The organism is Micromonospora sp. L31 (genome assembly GCF_052068075.1).
Classification (GTDB): domain Bacteria; phylum Actinomycetota; class Actinomycetes; order Mycobacteriales; family Micromonosporaceae; genus Micromonospora; species Micromonospora purpureochromogenes.
In genome coordinates this window covers 362,901-378,509 of the sequence record NZ_JBQHDC010000006.1, presented here as the reverse complement: position 1 = coordinate 378,509, position 15,609 = coordinate 362,901, and the positions used below count along the sequence as shown (strand labels likewise).

At 74.7% G+C, this 15,609-nt stretch carries 11 protein-coding genes and 1 pseudogene; 4 read left to right on the top strand and 8 right to left on the bottom strand.

What is annotated here, in order from left to right; all coding sequences use genetic code 11:
* The first annotated feature begins 74 nt into the window (after nucleotides 1-74).
* Nucleotides 75-2,294 (top strand): MMPL family transporter, encoded by a 2,220-nt coding sequence (locus ACTMS9_RS19175; protein ID WP_441165604.1) that lies wholly within the window; start codon nucleotides 75-77, stop codon nucleotides 2,292-2,294.
* 47 nt (nucleotides 2,295-2,341) lie between these two features.
* Here ACTMS9_RS19175 and ACTMS9_RS19170 read toward each other — a convergent pair whose 3' ends face one another.
* Together ACTMS9_RS19170 and ACTMS9_RS19165 are read right to left on the bottom strand one after the other, a co-directional pair.
* Entirely contained in the window at nucleotides 2,342-3,223 is an 882-nt protein-coding gene (locus tag ACTMS9_RS19170; protein WP_441144546.1) for an endo alpha-1,4 polygalactosaminidase, read from the bottom strand.
* 133 nt (nucleotides 3,224-3,356) lie between these two features.
* Nucleotides 3,357-4,508, bottom strand: coding sequence for a CAP domain-containing protein (locus ACTMS9_RS19165; RefSeq protein WP_441144544.1), 1,152 nt, complete (start codon nucleotides 4,506-4,508; stop codon nucleotides 3,357-3,359).
* A gap of 358 nt (nucleotides 4,509-4,866) precedes the next feature.
* On the opposite strand from ACTMS9_RS19165, the gene ACTMS9_RS19160 reads away from it, so the two are divergent.
* The 3 genes from ACTMS9_RS19160 to ACTMS9_RS19150 all read left to right on the top strand — a co-directional run bounded on the left by ACTMS9_RS19160 (nucleotide 4,867) and on the right by ACTMS9_RS19150 (nucleotide 9,565).
* Nucleotides 4,867-5,061, top strand: coding sequence for a hypothetical protein (locus ACTMS9_RS19160; RefSeq protein ID WP_007456482.1), 195 nt, complete (start codon nucleotides 4,867-4,869; stop codon nucleotides 5,059-5,061).
* A 272-nt stretch (nucleotides 5,062-5,333) separates the two neighbouring features.
* On the top strand, nucleotides 5,334-8,945 hold the full coding sequence (gene smc / locus ACTMS9_RS19155; RefSeq protein ID WP_441144541.1) for a chromosome segregation protein SMC: 3,612 nt from the start codon (nucleotides 5,334-5,336) through the stop codon (nucleotides 8,943-8,945).
* On the top strand, nucleotides 8,945-9,565 hold the full coding sequence (locus ACTMS9_RS19150; RefSeq protein ID WP_441165603.1) for an HAD family hydrolase: 621 nt from the start codon (nucleotides 8,945-8,947) through the stop codon (nucleotides 9,563-9,565). The genes smc and ACTMS9_RS19150 overlap by 1 nt, the downstream gene beginning before the upstream one ends.
* An 83-nt stretch (nucleotides 9,566-9,648) precedes the next feature.
* Here the strand turns inward: ACTMS9_RS19150 and ACTMS9_RS19145 are convergent, their stop codons facing one another.
* From ACTMS9_RS19145 to ACTMS9_RS19120, 6 genes and pseudogenes are all read right to left on the bottom strand, one after another.
* Nucleotides 9,649-10,179 (bottom strand): DinB family protein, encoded by a 531-nt coding sequence (locus ACTMS9_RS19145; RefSeq protein ID WP_441165602.1) that lies wholly within the window; start codon nucleotides 10,177-10,179, stop codon nucleotides 9,649-9,651.
* Nucleotides 10,180-10,237: 58 nt separating this feature from the next.
* Entirely contained in the window at nucleotides 10,238-12,532 is a 2,295-nt protein-coding gene (locus ACTMS9_RS19140; protein WP_441165601.1) for a tetratricopeptide repeat protein, read from the bottom strand.
* 148 nt (nucleotides 12,533-12,680) lie between these two features.
* Nucleotides 12,681-12,962, bottom strand: coding sequence for a universal stress protein (locus ACTMS9_RS19135; RefSeq protein WP_441165668.1), 282 nt, complete (start codon nucleotides 12,960-12,962; stop codon nucleotides 12,681-12,683).
* 61 nt (nucleotides 12,963-13,023) lie between these two features.
* Nucleotides 13,024-13,317 (bottom strand): annotated as a pseudogene (locus tag ACTMS9_RS19130) (MFS transporter); the annotation flags it as partial.
* Between the two features lie 114 nt (nucleotides 13,318-13,431).
* Complete coding sequence (locus ACTMS9_RS19125; protein ID WP_441144533.1) at nucleotides 13,432-13,869, bottom strand: MarR family winged helix-turn-helix transcriptional regulator; 438 nt, start codon at nucleotides 13,867-13,869, stop codon at nucleotides 13,432-13,434.
* 23 nt (nucleotides 13,870-13,892) lie between these two features.
* Nucleotides 13,893-15,605 carry an alkaline phosphatase D family protein gene (locus ACTMS9_RS19120; RefSeq protein ID WP_441165600.1) on the bottom strand — a complete coding sequence of 571 codons (1,713 nt, stop codon included), beginning with the start codon at nucleotides 15,603-15,605 and terminating at the stop codon, nucleotides 13,893-13,895.
* Between the last annotated feature and the right edge of the window lie 4 nt (nucleotides 15,606-15,609).

Here is a 15,609-nt window from a genome sequence, read left to right as displayed (position 1 = left end):
ATGTCCGCGCCCGCCGTTGTCCCTAGCGTCGACACGGTCGGCAGCGGGCCGACGCGTGGAGGGGGGCCCGGGAGATGGGCAGGAGACCGGTGACGGTGCGGGTGGCGCGGTGGAGCGCCGAGCACCCGTGGCGGGCGATCGCGCTCTGGGTGGTGTTCGTGGCGGTGTGCTTCGTCGGGGGCAACGCCGCCGGCATGAAGGAGGCGACGAGCGCCGACCAGGCGGTGGGGGAGTCCGGCCGCGCCGAGGCGATCGTCACCGAGGGGAACTTCGCCGACCCGGCGGTCGAGAACATCCTGATCACCTCCCGGGCCGGGGCGCTGGACCAGGCCGCGGCGAAGCGCGCGGCGGCCGACGCCGCCGACCGGCTCCGGCAGGTCACCGGGGTCGCGTCGGTGGGCACGCCGGTGCCGTCCCACGACGGCGACGCCCTGCTGCTGCCGATCACCATGTCCGGCGAGCGCGAGGACGCGTCCGACCGGGTGCAGCCGCTGCGCGACGCCACCGCCGAGGTCCAGGCGGCGCACCCGCAGCTGCGCGTCGAGGAGGTCGGCGGGCCGTCGATCAGCCAGGCGCTGGACGAGACCCTGGGCAAGGACTTCAAGCAGGCCGAGCTGCTCAGCCTGCCGGTCACCCTGGCCATCCTGATCGTCGCGTTCGGCGCGCTGATCGCCGCCGGCGTGCCGGTGCTGCTGGCGCTCTCCTCGGTGGCCGCCGCGATGGGGCTGTCCACCCTGGCCTCGCACCTGGTGCCGGCCACCGACACCACGGCCAGTGTGATCCTGCTGATCGGCATGGCCGTCGGCGTCGACTACTCGCTGTTCTACGTCCGCCGGGAACGGGAGGAACGGGCCAAGGGGCGCTCCGGGCTCGACGCGGTGGAGATCGCGGCGGAGACGTCCGGGCACGCGGTGGTGGTCTCCGGCTTCGCCGTGGTCATCTCGATGGCCGGGCTGCTGCTCGCCAACGACGCGGTCTTCTCGTCCCTCGCGGTCGGCTCGATCCTGGTGGTCGCGGTCGCGGTGACCGGCTCGCTGACCGTGCTGCCGGCGCTGCTGGCCAAGCTCGGCCGCTGGGTCGACCGGCCCCGGGTGCCGCTGCTCTGGCGGCTCACCGCCCCGCGTACCGGGCCGGACGGTCGGCCGGCGACGCCGCGCTTCTGGCCGGCCGTGCTGCGCCCCGCGCTGCGGGCGCCGCTGGCCACCCTGGTCGTCTCGGTCGGGCTGCTGCTCGCCCTGGCCGCGCCCGCGCTGGGCATGAAGCTGAACTTCCCCGGCATGGAGGACCTGCCGCGCACCACGCCGGCGATGCAGGCGTACGACCGGCTCACCGCCGCCTTCCCGAGCACCGGCACCAGCCACCAGGTGGCCGTGCGGGCGCCCGCCGAGCAGGCCGACCGGGTGCGCGCCGCGCTGACCGAGCTGGCCGGGCGGGCCGGTGCCGACCCACTGTTCGCCCCGGTCGAGGCGGACGGCCCGAAGATCGAGGTGTCGGCCGACCGGCGGGTGTCGGTGCTGGAGCTGGCCACCCCGTACGCCGGTCGGTCCGACGAGGCGGCGCGCTCGCTGGACGAGCTCCGCGACGACCTGCTGCCGGCGGCGCTCAAGGGCATCCCCGGCGTCGAGTACGCGGTCGGCGGCGAGGTCGCCGGCAACCAGGACTACGCCCGGCACATCGGGGAGAAGCTGCCGATCGTGATGGCCTTCGTGCTGGCGCTGACGTTCGCGGTGATGGTGCTGACGTTCCGTTCGGTGGTCGTCGCGCTCACCTCGATCGTGCTCAACCTGCTCTCCGCCGGCGCCGCGTACGGCCTGCTGGTGCTGGTCTTCCAGGGCACCTGGGCGGAGGGGCTGCTCGGGTTCACCTCGATGGGGGCGATCGTCTCCTGGCTGCCGCTCTTCCTCTTCGTGGTGCTCTTCGGGCTCTCCATGGACTACCACGTCTTCGTGGTCAGCCGGATCCGCGAGGGGGTCCGGGCCGGCATGTCGAACCGCGACGCGGTGGCGTACGGGATCACCTCGTCGGCGGGCGTGGTGACCAGCGCGGCGGTCGTCATGGTCGGGGTGTTCGGGATCTTCGCCTCGCTCAGCACGATCGACATGAAGCAGCTCGGCGTCGGGTTGGCCGCCGCGATCCTGCTGGACGCCACGATCATCCGGGCGGTGGTGCTGCCGTCGCTGATGACGCTGCTCGGCGACGCCAACTGGTGGGCCCCGCGCTTCCTGCGGCAGAAGGCGGCGGCCCCGCCGGCCGACCCGCCCGCCCCGACCCCGGAGCTGGTCGGCGCCCGCTGAAAATCCCCGCCGAGGGGCCCCTGCCGCAGCAGGGGCCCCTCGCGGCGTCAGGGGAGCTGGCAGGGGTCGCGCCAGGCGTCCAGCGACCGGTTCTTGCGGATGGAGGCGAAGCCGTACCCGAGGGTGGTCACGCAGAACGTCGCCGTGTGCCCGGTGTACTCGACGTGGAAGACCGGCTTGTCCGCGTCGGCGAACGGCAGCAGCTTGGCGCAGACCTTCAGCCGGACGCACTCCTCGACGACCGCGAAGTCGAAGTCGGGCGCGAGCGCGGCCACCTGGCCCACGTCGTTCATCAGGCCGGGGGAGAGGTCGAGGGAGCGGGCCAGCACCGCCAGCCGCCGGTTGAACGTCAGTTGTTCGTCGTAGCCGAGCGGGAAGCCGGAGCGGTGGGCGTACCCGTCGGCGTCGGCCAGCGCCACCGCGCCGAAGCCCTTGCCCCGGCAGAGCCGGAACCGGTCGGCCAGCACCGGCTCCAGCACGTCCCACCGGCGTACGTCGAGCCAGCGGCGCTGCGCCCGGCCGGTGGGGGTGCCCCGCACGGCCGTCGGGAAGCGGGTGGCGTCCGGGTCGGTGCCGGCGTATGAGCCGACGTGCACCTGGCAGACCAGCCGGCGGTCCCGTCCGCGCAGCGCGGAGGTCTCGGCGGCGGTGGTCCGTACCGGGTCGAGCAGGAAGACGTCCGCCGCGACGTCGGTGTCGACCGGTCCCTCGAGCTGCCACTGCCACTGCCACCGGTGCGCGTACGCGGACGGCCACGGCGTCGGCGCGCCCGGCGGGACCAGCGGCGTGTGGCAGGCGGGGGTCAGCAGGGTGAGCGCGACGGCGGCCGGCAGAGCCCGGCGGACGCCGCGCCGGGTCGGCGGTCGCCGGCGCGCGGCGCTCGGCAGCGGCCTGCTCCGCCGCGCGGACGCTGGCAGCCGGATCCGCATCGGCAGCTCCCGGGTCGTCGGGCGGCGCGACACCGCCCCGCGCCGTCCCGCACGGCGCACCTCACCCGGTCAAACGAGAGCGCCCCCGCCGACGACGCGGTCGCGTCGTGGACGGGGGCGCCCGCGGTACGCCTCAGCGCGGTGCGGCGAAGACCTGGGTCCAGTACGGCCCGTTGCTGCTGGCCACGCCGACGCCGATCTCGGTGAACGCGCAGTTGAGGATGTTGGCCCGGTGCCCGGAGCTGTTCATCCAGGCGTCCATCACCGCGGCCGGGGTCTTCTGGTTCCAGGCGACGTTCTCGCCGTAGGTGCGCCAGGTGTAGCCGACCCGCTCGATCCGGTCACCGGCGTCGCTGCCGTCGCTGCCGTCGTGCGACATGTTCTGGTGGTCGGCCTGGTCCTGGCTGTGCCGCTGGGCGGCCAGCATCAGCTTGTCGTCGATGCTCACCTTCCCGCAGCCGGCCTTGGCCCGTTCGGCGTTGACCAGGTCGACGACCTGCTGTTTCTGGCTGCTGACGCCGGGGCTGACGGAGTTCGGGGTCGACGCGCTGCTGGTCCGGGTGCTCTGCCGGGACGCGGCCGTGGTCCGCTTCGGCGCGGGTGTCGGCTTGACCGTCCGGCTCGGCGACGGGGTCGGGCGGGCGGTGGTCGGCGTGCCGGTGGGGGAGGCGGTGGCGGCGCCGGCCAGCGCGTCGGCGGGGGTCCCGGCGTCCGGCGCCAGCGGGGCGGCGGCGACGGTGTCGTCGACGGAGGCCGGGTCGGCCGCTCCGCCGTCGCCACCGGCCAGCGCCAGGGCGCCCACGCCGAGGCTCACCACCAGCGTGGCGGCCGCGGCGGCGCCGCCGATGACCAGCGGGCGCGGGAACCGGTTCCGCTGCCGGTGCCGGCCCTGCCCCTCGGCCGACGGCTCGGCGTCGACGGCCCGCAGGCTGCCGGTGGCGTGCCGCCAGTCGGCGGGCGGGGCGAACTCGGGGGCGGGCGCGAAGGGAGCACCGGGTGCGTCCGGGTACGCCGCCGGGTCGAGGTGACCGTTCGGCGGGCCGGCCGGGGTCCGGTCGGTCCACGCGTACGCCCGGTCGTCCGGTTCGGTACGCCACTGCGCGGTCGGGGCGTCCGCCAGGTCGTCGCCCGGCTGCTCCGGGTCGTCGCCGAAGAGGTACGCCGAGCGCGGCTCGGGACGGTCGGTCAGCCAGGCCGGCGGCTCGTCGGTGGGCGGTTGCGGGCGCCGGGGGGCGCCGTCCGGGTCGATCGGGTCGGTCCAGCCGTACACGCCTGTCGCCTCCACGGGGTCGGTTGTGGGCCGCGCTGACGCTACGGGTGCGCCCTGAACTGCGGCAACGTGGCTAAGGAAGAGTTAAGGCGATGTCGACTCACGTAGTGACCGTACGCACATTTCCCGGCGTACAGTTAAGGAGTCCGGACAGAGCGTGTCCGAGCCTTGCGGCCCCCCGGCAAGTGGACAGGGTAGACGTGGAGATGATCTACGGCCTGCGTGAACTTGACGAAGAGGGGGGTGTCGGCTCAATATGTAGGTGTCGCCAGTCGCGCCCAGTCATGCCCGGATTATGCCGGGGTGGCAGTCGCGGACAGTTATTGGGCGCGCGTTGGCCGGCCATTCCGGCAGCGCATATCAAGGAGTCAGCATGGCGAAAGCCCTCTACGGCCACGTAGGCGCAGCGCCCGACCGGCGTCTGCTCGACGAGGTCACCCGTCTGCGGGCCAGGGTTCAGGCACTCGAGTTCGAGATCACGCGGCTGCGTGCCGACAACGATCGGCTCGCCGCGGCCGCCGCGGAGGCCGACGACCTCCTCCGGCTGGCCGAGCCGGCCCTGACCTGATCCACGGGATCTGGAAAAACTGAATCGCACCACCGCGAAAACGCGCGCCGACACTTTTGTGCCGGCGCGCAGCTCTGTCTCCCGTGGCTTTCCGCCGCAATTTCCCGATCTTGTAGGCGTCGACTCCGCCATTCGCGGTCCGGTCCGCGCCCGGTGCCGTCCCGCGGGGCGGGTCGCGTGCCGACGGGTCGCCGCCGAGGGGTTAGTCTGCGGGTTTACCAGGCTCGCGCAGCCGGCGACGGTACGGCGGCCACCGGACGAGGATCGAGAAGGTGCATCTCAAGAGCCTGACGGTGAAGGGTTTCAAGTCCTTCGCCTCCGCCACGACGCTCAAGCTGGAGCCCGGGATCACCTGCGTGGTCGGCCCGAACGGCTCCGGCAAGTCCAACGTCGTCGACGCCATCGCCTGGGTGCTGGGCGAGCAGGGCGCCAAGGCGCTGCGCGGCGGCAAGATGGAGGACGTCATCTTCGCCGGCACCGCCGGGCGGGCGCCGCTGGGCCGGGCCGAGGTCACCCTCACCATCGACAACACCGACGGCGCCCTGCCGATCGAGTACACCGAGGTCTCCATCACCCGCCGGATGTTCCGCTCCGGCGAGAGCGAGTACGAGATCAACGGCGACTCCTGCCGGCTGCTCGACATCCAGGAACTGCTGTCCGACTCCGGCATCGGCCGGGAGATGCACATCATCGTCGGCCAGGGCCGGCTCGACGGCATGCTGCACGCCAAGCCGGAGGACCGGCGGGCGTTCATCGAGGAGGCGGCCGGCGTCCTCAAGCACCGCAAGCGCAAGGAAAAGGCGCTGCGGAAGCTCGACGCGATGCAAGTAAATCTCAACCGCTTGACCGACCTCACCGCCGAGCTGCGCCGCCAGCTCAAGCCGCTGGGCCGGCAGGCCGAGGTGGCCCGGCGGGCCGCCGCCATCCAGGCCAACCTGCGCGACGCCCGGCTGCGGCTGCTCGCCGACGACCTCGCCACCCTGCGCACCACCCTGGACCGGGAGATCGCCGACGAGACCGCGCTGCGCGAGCGGCGCGAGCAGGTCGAGGCCGAACACAGCGAGGTGCAGGCCCGCCTGGGCGAGCTGGAGGCGGCCCTGGCCGAGGACGCGCCGCTGCTCGCCGCCGCCCAGGACACCTGGTACAAGCTCTCCGCCCTGCAGGAACGGTTCCGCTCCATCGAGCAGCTCGCCCGGGAACGGCTGCGCCACCTCAGCGCCACCACCGACGACGAGCGGCCCGGCCGCGACCCGGAGCAGCTGGAGGCCGAGTCGCAGCGGGTCCGCGAGCAGGAGGAGGAGCTGCGCGCGGCGCTCACCGACGACCAGATCCGGCTGGCCGAGGCGGTGGAGCACCGGCAGGAGCTGGAACGGCAACTGGCCGCCGCCGAGCGGGAACTGGTCGCCGCCGCCAAGGCGATCGCCGACCGCCGGGAGGGCCTGGCCCGGCTCACCGGCCAGGTCAACTCGGCCCGGGCCCGGACCACCAGTGCCGGCGAGGAGATCGAGCGGCTCGCCGCCGCCCACGCCGACGCGCTGGCCCGCGCCGAGAAGGCCCAGGCCGACCTGGACGCGGTGGCCGAACAGTCCACCGAGGCGGACCGGGACAACGCCGAACTCGACGAGCGGCACGCCGAGGCCGTCGCCGTCCACGAGAAGGCCCAGGCCGCCGTGCGCTCCCTCGCCGACGCCGAGCGGGCCGCCGAGAAGGACGCCGCCACCTGGAAGGCCCGCGAGGAGGCGCTCGCCCTCGGCCTGCGCCGCAAGGACGGCGCGGGCGCGCTGCTGGCCCGCGCCGGCGACGTGCCCGGCCTGCTGGGCAGCCTCGCCAGCCTGCTCACCGTCGCCCCCGGCCACGAGGCGGCCCTCGCCGCGGCCCTCGGCGGGCTCGCCGACGCGGTCGCGGTCAGCGGGGTGGACGAGGCCGTCGAGGCGATGCGGCTGCTGAAGATCTCCGACGCCGGGCGGGCCGGGCTGCTGGTCGGCAGCCCCGCCGGCCCCGGCATGGACGGCCCGGCCGACGCCCTGCGCCCGAAGCTGCCGGACACCGCCCGCTGGGCGCCCGACCTGGTGGAGTGCGCCGCCGAGATCCGCCCGGCCGTGCACCGGGCGCTGCGCGACGTGGTGCTCGTCGCCGACCTCGCCGCCGCGGCCGAGCTGGTCGCCGGCAACCCGGAGCTGCGCGCGGTCACGCCCGACGGCGACGTGGTCGGGGCGTACGCGGCGGCCGGCGGGTCGGCCAAGGCGCCCAGCTACATCGAGGTGCAGGCCGCCGTCGAGGAGGCCCGCACCAACCGGCTCACCGCCGAGCGGACCAGCGCCGAGCTGCGCGACCAGCTGGTCGACGCGCGGGCCGAGGTGGCCGCCGCCAAGGAGGCGGTGCAGCACGCCGCGGCCGCCAAGCGGGAGGCGGAGAGCCACCGCAACGCCGCCGCCCGCCGGCTCGCCGAGCTGGGCGCCGCCGCCCGCTCCGCGAAGGCGGAGACCGATCGGCTCGGCGAGTCCCGTTCCCGGGCCGAGGCGGCCCGCGAACGCGACCTGCTCGCCCTGGCCGAGCTGGAGGAGCGGCTGCGGCTGGCCGAGGACACCCCGATCGACGCCGAACCCTCCACCGAGGAGCGGGACCAGCTCGCCGCGATGGTGCCCCGGGCCCGGCAGAACGAGATGGAGGTCCGGCTGGCGGTGCGTACCGCCGAGGAGCGGGTCTCCTCGATCGCCGGCCGGGCCGACTCGCTGGCCCGGCAGGCGACCGCCGAGCGGGCGGCCCGCGAACGCGCCGCGGCCCGGCGGGCGGCGCGCACCCGCGGCGCGGCCATCGCCCGGGCCGTGGTGGGCGGCGCGCGCGAGGCGCTCACCCGGCTCACCGCCTCGATCGCCGCGGCCGAGGAGCACCGCGACGCGGTGGCGCGCGAACGCGCCGGCCGCGAGGCCGAACTCCAGGAGGTACGCGGCGCGGCCAAGCGCCTCGGCGCGGAGCTGGAACGGCTGACCAGCCAGGTGCACCGCGACGAGGTGGCCCGCGCCGAGCAGCGGCTGCGCATCGAGCAGTTGGAGGCGAAGGCCGCCGAGGACTTCGGCCTGGACGTGGAGACCCTGGTCGCCGAGTACGGCCCGGACCAGCTTGTCCCACCCACCCAGGTGGACGTGGCGACGGCCGAACGCGACGGCCTGCCGGTGCCCGAGCCGGTCCGCTACGAGCGGCCGGTACAGGAGAAGCGGGCCGCCAAGGCGGAGCGGGAACTGGCCCTGCTCGGCAAGGTCAACCCGCTGGCGCTGGAGGAGTTCGCCGCGCTGGAGGAGCGCTTCAAGTTCCTCTCCGAGCAGCTGGAGGACCTGAAGGCCACCCGGCGGGACCTGCTCACCGTGGTCAAGGACGTCGACGACCGGATCCTGGAGGTCTTCGCCAGCGCCTTCGAGGACACCGCCCGGGAGTTCGAGCAGGTCTTCACCGTGCTCTTCCCCGGCGGCGAGGGCCGGCTGATCCTCACCGACCCGGAGGACCTCCTCACCACCGGCGTCGAGGTGGAGGCCCGCCCGCCGGGCAAGAAGATCAAGCGGCTGTCGCTGCTCTCCGGCGGCGAGCGGTCGCTGACCGCGGTGGCCATGCTGGTGGCGATCTTCCGCGCCCGGCCCAGCCCGTTCTACATCATGGACGAGGTGGAAGCGGCGCTGGACGACGTGAACCTCGGCAGACTGATCACGCTGCTGGCACAGTTGCGGGAGAAGAGCCAGCTGATCGTCATCACGCACCAGAAGCGGACGATGGAGATCGCCGACGCGCTCTACGGCGTGACCATGCGCAGCGGGGTCACCCAGGTGATCAGCCAACGGCTCAACCGGGCCGACGAGGACGAGCGGCCTGGCCGCGGCGAGGAGAACGGGTAGTGGCTCGGGAACGCGCGACGGCGCTCCTGCTGGACTTCGACGGCGTACTGCGCCGGTGGGATCCGGCGGTGGCCGCCGGTGTCGAGCGGGAGTACGGCCTCGCCGAGGGGGTGCTCGGCGAGATCGCCATGCAGTGGGGGCGGCTCCAGCCGGTGCTGACCGGCCGGGTCAGCCACGCCGAGTGGGTGAGCAGCGTCGCGGACGCGCTGACCGATTCGGTGGGCAGCCCGGAACGGGCCCGCGCCGCCGTCGACCAGTGGCAGCGCTACCGGGGTGAGGTCGACCCGGAGGTGCTGGCGTTCGTCCGGGAGGTCCGCGCGGCGGGCGTCCAGGTCGGGCTGGGCACCAACGCCACCGACCTGCTCGACGCCGACCTCGCCGCGCTCGGCCTGGTCGGCGAGCTGGACGTGGTGGTCAACTCCTCGGTGATCGGCGTGCACAAGCCGGCCAAGGAGTACTTCCAGGCGGCCTGCGACGCGCTGCAGACCCCGCCGGCCCGGGTGCTCTTCGTCGACGACGAGGACTGGGCGGTCCGCGGCGCCCGCGCCGCCGGGCTGTCGGCGCACCGGTGGGGCGGCCCGGCCGACCTGCGCTACCTGCGGGCGGCGCTGGCGTACTGAGCGCGGCACACGCTGACCCCGCTCGGGGAGCATCTCCTGCGGGCCGGGCGCGGCAGTTGACCGACGCCCGGCGGCGGGAGGGATCAGTCGCCGGTCACCCCGTCGAGGCGCTCGCGGATCAGGTCGGCGTGGCCGTTGTGCCGGGCGTACTCCTCGATCATGTGGACGTACACCCAGCGGACGTTCATCTCGTCGGCGCTGCCGTCGCGGCGCTTGCGCGCGAAGGTCTGGTCCAGCGACAGGTCGGCGGCGGCCTTGCGGGCGGCCTCGACCTCGGCGGCGAAGGTGGCGAACTCGGCCTCGGCGTCGGCGTCGGCGACGGCGTTGAAGTCGGCGTCCGGGTCCTCGTCCGTGCCGTAGATGCCGGCGATGTCCTGCCCGGCGGCCCGGATCCGGAACCACCAGCGCTCCACGTCCGCCATGTGTCGCACCAGCCCGAGCAGAGTCAGCCCGGACGGCTCCACGCTCGGCGTCCTGAGCTGCTCGGCGGTCAGCCCCGCGCACTTGAGCAGCAGCGTCTGCCGGTGGTAGTCGAGCCAGCCCTCCAGCATGGTGCGCTCGTCGCCGACGTACGGTTCGTTGGTCCGGTTGATCTCCGGTGCTCTCCAGGTCATCGGGACATCCTCGTCCTCGGGTGTGACACCGGCGAGTGGTTATCGCCGCCGGCTCGCGCTACCCGGCGGCGGTCCGCCCGACCTGGCCCCGCCAGTGCGCCAGGCTCTCGACCACCATGCCGGTCAGCGGGTGGTCCGGGCCCACCACCCGCAGGCAGTCGGTGACCAGTTCCGCCAGGGCGATGGCCGCGCCGGCCGGGTCGCCGGCCTCGCCCCGCCACCAGGCGAGGTTGCGGCGGGTGTCCAGCGTGCCGGGGTGGTCGACGCCGAGCAGCCGGACGTAGTCGTCGAGCAGCGCCCGCGTCTCCGCGATGGCGGCGGCGTGCTCGCCGGCCGCGCCGAGCTGCCACGCCAGCCCGTTGCGGGCGTTGAGCGTGGTGGTGTGCTCGGGCCCCAGCACCCGCTCGCAGTCGGCGAGCAGCGCGCGCAGGGCGGTGACCGCGCCGGTCCGGTCGCCCGCCTTGCCCCGCAGCCAGGCGAGGCTGCCCCGGGTGTTCAGCGTGTCCGGGTGCTCCGGGCCGTGCAGCCGGAGACGGTCGGTGAGGAGCTGGGCGGTGGCCTCGGCGGCCCCGGCGGCGTCGCCCGCCTCACCCCGCCAGTAGGCGACGTTGTGCCGGGTGGTGAGGGTCAGCGGGTCGTCCGGGCCGACCACCCGCAGGCAGTCGGTGAGCAGCTCGGCGAAGGCGTCCGCGGCCCCCGCGGCGTCCCCGGTCCGGCCCCGCCAGAAGTTGCGGTGGCCGCGGAAGGCCAGCGTCTGGCGATGGTCCGGCCCGAGCAGCCGGAGGCAGTCGGCGATGACCTCGTCCAGGCCGTCCACGGCGGCCCGGACGAGTCCGGACTCGCCGAGGCTCTCGTAGAGGCGGAAGAGCACCTTGTGGGCGCCGGCGCGCAGCAGCAGGTCGCCGACGTGGTCGCGCAGGGCCGCGGCATTGGCCCGGAAGGCCTGGCTGACCGGGGGCTCGACCTCGGTCGGCGGCCAGCGGTGCAGCAGCGCGGCGGCGGCGACCCGGACGGCGGCGACGAGCTGGGCGTCGGTGAGCCGGTCCCGGGCGGCCCGCTGCACCAGGGCGTGCACCCGCAGGCTGCCGCCGTGCGGGTCGTGGGTGACCAGGCTGAGCCGGTGCAGGTTGTGCAGCGCCCGGGCCACGTCGTCGACCTCCACCGGCGCCCCGTCCCCGGCGGCCCGGGCCGTGGCCAGGTGGGCCAGCGCCGCCGGGGTGGCGAAGAGACCGGTGGGTACGCCGTTCGGGTCCAGCAGCGCCGCCAGCTCCAGCAGCGGGCGGGCCAGGCCGACCGGCGCGGCCGCGTCGGCGGCGTCGATCGAGAGCGACCAGGTCGCCGCCACTGTCGCCCGATGGTCGTCGGGGAGGGCGTCCGGCTGCGGCACCAGGTCGTCGAGCCGGCGCTTGCGGTCGGCGAGCATCCGGCGGTACCCGGCGCAGTCCAGGCCCCGGTCCCGGATGAACGCGGCGGCCTGGGCGACGGCCAGCGGCAGGTGGCCCAGGTCGGCGGCGAGCTGCGCGGCCTCGGCGAGCCGGGCCGGGTCGGCGACCGCCCGGGTCAGGTAGCCGACCGCCTCGTCGCCGGTGAAGAGCCCGACCTCGACCAGGGTGCGGTCGTCGGCGCCGAGGACGGCGTCCCGCCGCCTGGTGGTGACGATGGTGCGGCCGTTGCGGTTGGCCGGTGGCCACCAGCCGGCGGCGTCGGCCGGCGCGTCGAGGTTGTCCAGCACCACCAGCCAGCGCCGGTCGGTGCGTTCGCACCAGCTCAGCAGGGCGGCGGCGGCCTGTTCCGGGTCGGCCGCCGGGTCGACCAGCCGCAGTTCCCGGGCCGCCTGGGCGTACGCGGCGACGATCGCGTCCCGGCTGATCGCGGTGGCCCAGACCAGCAGGTCCAGTTCGCCGCTGTCGGCCAGCCGGCGGGCGAACTGGGCGGCGAGCTGGGTCTTGCCCACCCCGCCCATGCCGGAGAGCACCTGGGTGAGCACGGCGGTACGACCGGACCGGGCCGCGCGGGCCAGGTCCAGCCGGGCGCGCCGGTCCTGGAACCAGGACGCCGGTTGCGGGATCCGACCGACCCGCACCGTGCGGGCGCCGCCGGCCGGTGGGCGATCGGCGGCGCGGGTGGTGCGCAGGGCCTGCACGGCGGCCACCGTGCCGACCAGGGAGAGCACCGCGCTGACGATGCCGGCGATCCAGCCGGCCTGCTCGGTGCCGGCCCAGCCGGGACGGGGCGCGAGCGCGGCCGGGGGCCGCCGGAGCAGCAGGGCCGCCGCGACGGCGGTCAGCAGGGCCAGGGCGAGCAGCACCACGACCCGCCGCCGCGGGGGACGGCGGCCGAAGATCTCACCCACCCCACCATCATCACGGGCGACCGCACCCCGGCCCCTCGGCGCTCCGGAGCGCATCGGCCGCCCCACGGACGGTGAGCGGATCCGAACAGGTGACCCGCCGGAGGTTCGTCCGGCCACAGTGGTGGCTCGATATGCCGCGCCGGGCGGGTCAGGGCACCACGACGACCGGCCAGCGGCCGGTGCGGACCAGCCGGGTGGCGACGGAGCCGACGAGGCGGTGCCCCGCCTGCTCCGACGCCCCGACCACGACCAGGTCCGCCCGGGTCTCGTCGGCCGCCGCGCACAGCTCGGTGTACGCGTCCCCGCGCCGGCAGAGCAGGGTGACCGGCACGCCGAACTCGTGCGCGCCCCGCCGGCACTCCCGGCGCAGCTCGGCGACCAGCTCGTCGTGGGTGCGCTGCAGCGCGCCGGCGTCCACGCCGGGGATCAGCGTGGTGAAGCCGGGCGATGAGCTGACGAAGACGACGACCAGGGCGGAGCCCTGCCGACGGCACGAAGATGGTCAGGGAGAGCTGGACCAGGAGCTTCTTGCTGGTCAGGTCGGCGAGCTTGCCCCAGATCGGGGTGGTCGCGGTGGTCGCCAGCAGCGTCGAGGTGACCACCCACGTGTACGCGGACTGACCACCCTTCAGCTCGGTGATGATCCTCGGCAGCGCGTTCGAGACGACCGTCGAGGAGAGGATGGCGACGAACATGCCCAGCAGCAGGCCGGAGAGGGCCTCCAGGATCTGCCGGTGGGTCATGTCGACGGCGGTCGCCCGGGTGGGCGCTGGCGCCTGGGTCATCGTGACTGCCTCCGGTGGGAGCGGAGAGAAGAAGTTGCCTCGGGCAACCGTATGGCCTGGTTGCCTTAAGCAACAGCTTGGTGGCCGGCACGGTATTCCGCCGGACGGTCGGGGTCAGAAGGTCTCGTTGAACCGGTGCAGCAGCCGGGCGAACTCCGCCACGTCTCTCCTCGGCCAGCTCTCCATCGTCCGGCGGATCTGCCCCAGCCGGGCCGCCCGGGCCGCGTCGAAGCGCCGGATGCCCTCCTCGGTGAGACTGATCAGCGCCGCCCGCCGATCGTCCGGGTCCGGGTCCCGGCGTACCAGGCCGAGCCCCTCCAGGCCGTGGATCTGCCGGCTGAGCGTGCCCTTGCCGATGCCGAGCCGGACGGCCAGGTCGGTCAACCGGATCGAACCGGAGCGCCGGAGCCAGAGCAGCAGCCCGTACGCGTTCGGCTCCAGGTTCGGATGCACCTCCCGGGCGATCTCCCAGGACAACGCGCGACCCCGGCGCAGCAACGCGGTCAGTTCGTCCTCCACCGCGCGCAGGGTCTCCGGCGGATGCTCTTCCACGGCACAGAGCGTACGGGGCCGGCTCAGGCCGCCGGGGTGAGCCGCTGCCGGGCGACCTCGCGCAGGTGGCCGTCACTGGTGGTGCCCTCGATCAGCACCTCGGCCTGCCGGCCGGTGTGCGCCAGCGTGGCCACCGCGTTGCCGAAGTACGGCCCGGCCAGCTTCCGCCAGCGGACGCTCGGCCGGCGTACCCCGGCGGAGCGGGCGAGCGCCCGGGTGGCCGCGGCTGGCCCCGGCGACCAGCCCAGCTTCATCAGCGGGCGCATCCCGGCCGGGACCTGGTTGTGGATCGGGGAACAGGTCAACTGGTGCACCGGGGTACGCACCGCCGGGTCGGCGAACCGGGCCCGGGCCACGTACGAGTGGTGCACGTCTCCGGAGAGCACGCTGATCGAGGCCGGCGGCGCGTACGCCGGGCCGGCGCCGACCCGCTCGCCCGGGCTGCCCGGAGCGCCGCTGCCGAGCCGGGCGAAGAGCGCGCCGAGCGCGTCGAAGGAGCGGCTGAACGCGGCCCAGTGCTCCAGGTCACAGGCCCGGCGAATCCGCTCGGAGAGCCCGGCCAGCCACGGCCGGCGGGAGTCGGCGAGCCGCTCGTTCCACGCCTCCACGTGATGGATCCCCGGGGGCAGCAGCCAGGGCAGCGAGGAGCCGACCACCAGGTGGTCGTAGACCCCGTGCGCCCGGTCCAGGAACCAGGACCACTCGCCGGGCGGGAGCATGGCCCGGTTGCCCGGCTGCAGCACCCGGCTGCACCGGTTGTCCAGCATGACCAGGCGGGTCCGCCCCAGGTCGAGGGCGTAGCTCCACTGGTACTGCACGGCCCGCCAGCGCTCGGTGTCGTGCGCCTCGTCCGCCTCGGCGTCCACCCGCTCGCCGAACTCGCGCAGCACGGTGGTGGCGTCCTCGGCGGCGACCACCTTGGCGTAGAGCGGGTCGTCGGCGACCTCGTCCGGGGAGAGGTTGCCCAGGTGCTGGTAGACCCAGTAGGAGGCGAGGCCGCTGCGGATCCGCTCGGCCCACCAGGGCTGCGTGCGCATCTCCGCCCGCCACGACGCGGAGGTGTTCCAGTCGTCGATGACCTCGTGGTCGTCGAAGATCATCACGCTCGGCACGGTGGAGAGCAGCCAGCGGATCTCCGGATCGCGCCACGACTCCAGGTAGAGCTTGGTGTACTCGTCGAAGCTCACCACCTGGTCGGTGGGGGCGTTCTTCGGACGCCGGCGGCGCCGCTTGAGCAGCCGCTTCACCGTGGGCGAGGTCACGTCGGCGTAGACCTGGTCGCCGAGCAGCACCAGCAGGTCGGGCAGGCCGGCCCGGTCCGGGTCGGCCATCAACCGCCGGGCGTACGCGTCGAGCGCGTCCGGGGGCAGCCGTCGGGTGGTGGCGTGCTGGGTGGTCTCCCGGCACGAGCCGAAGAGCAGCCGCACCGGCTGGTCGAGGTCGTCGACGGCCCGGGTACGGATCACGCTGGGCGGGAAGCCGTCGCGCGGTACCGGCCAGGCGACCTCGCCGTCGACCAGCACCTCGTAGCTGGTGGCGCTCTCCGGAGTGAGCCCCTCGACGACCACGAGCGCGTAGTGGTGGTCGTACGCGGAGAAGGTCGGCGCGGAGCCGGCGGCCCCGTCGGCCGTGCGGACGGTGACCACGGCGGGCGCGCTGGTCTCGACCCAGACGGTGGCCCGCGTGCCGACCACCCGCCGCAGCAGGGGGCCGATGAGCAGGCATGGGGCGGGCATGGTG

Coding starts and splice junctions, on each gene's coding strand:
- ACTMS9_RS19175 (WP_441165604.1), top strand. CDS start 75: ATGGGCAGGAGACCGGTGACGGTGCGGGTGGCGCGGTGGAGCGCCGAG.
- ACTMS9_RS19170 (WP_441144546.1), bottom strand. CDS start 3,223: ATGCGGATCCGGCTGCCAGCGTCCGCGCGGCGGAGCAGGCCGCTGCCG.
- ACTMS9_RS19160 (WP_007456482.1), top strand. CDS start 4,867: ATGGCGAAAGCCCTCTACGGCCACGTAGGCGCAGCGCCCGACCGGCGT.
- ACTMS9_RS19145 (WP_441165602.1), bottom strand. CDS start 10,179: ATGACCTGGAGAGCACCGGAGATCAACCGGACCAACGAACCGTACGTC.
- ACTMS9_RS19120 (WP_441165600.1), bottom strand. CDS start 15,605: ATGCCCGCCCCATGCCTGCTCATCGGCCCCCTGCTGCGGCGGGTGGTC.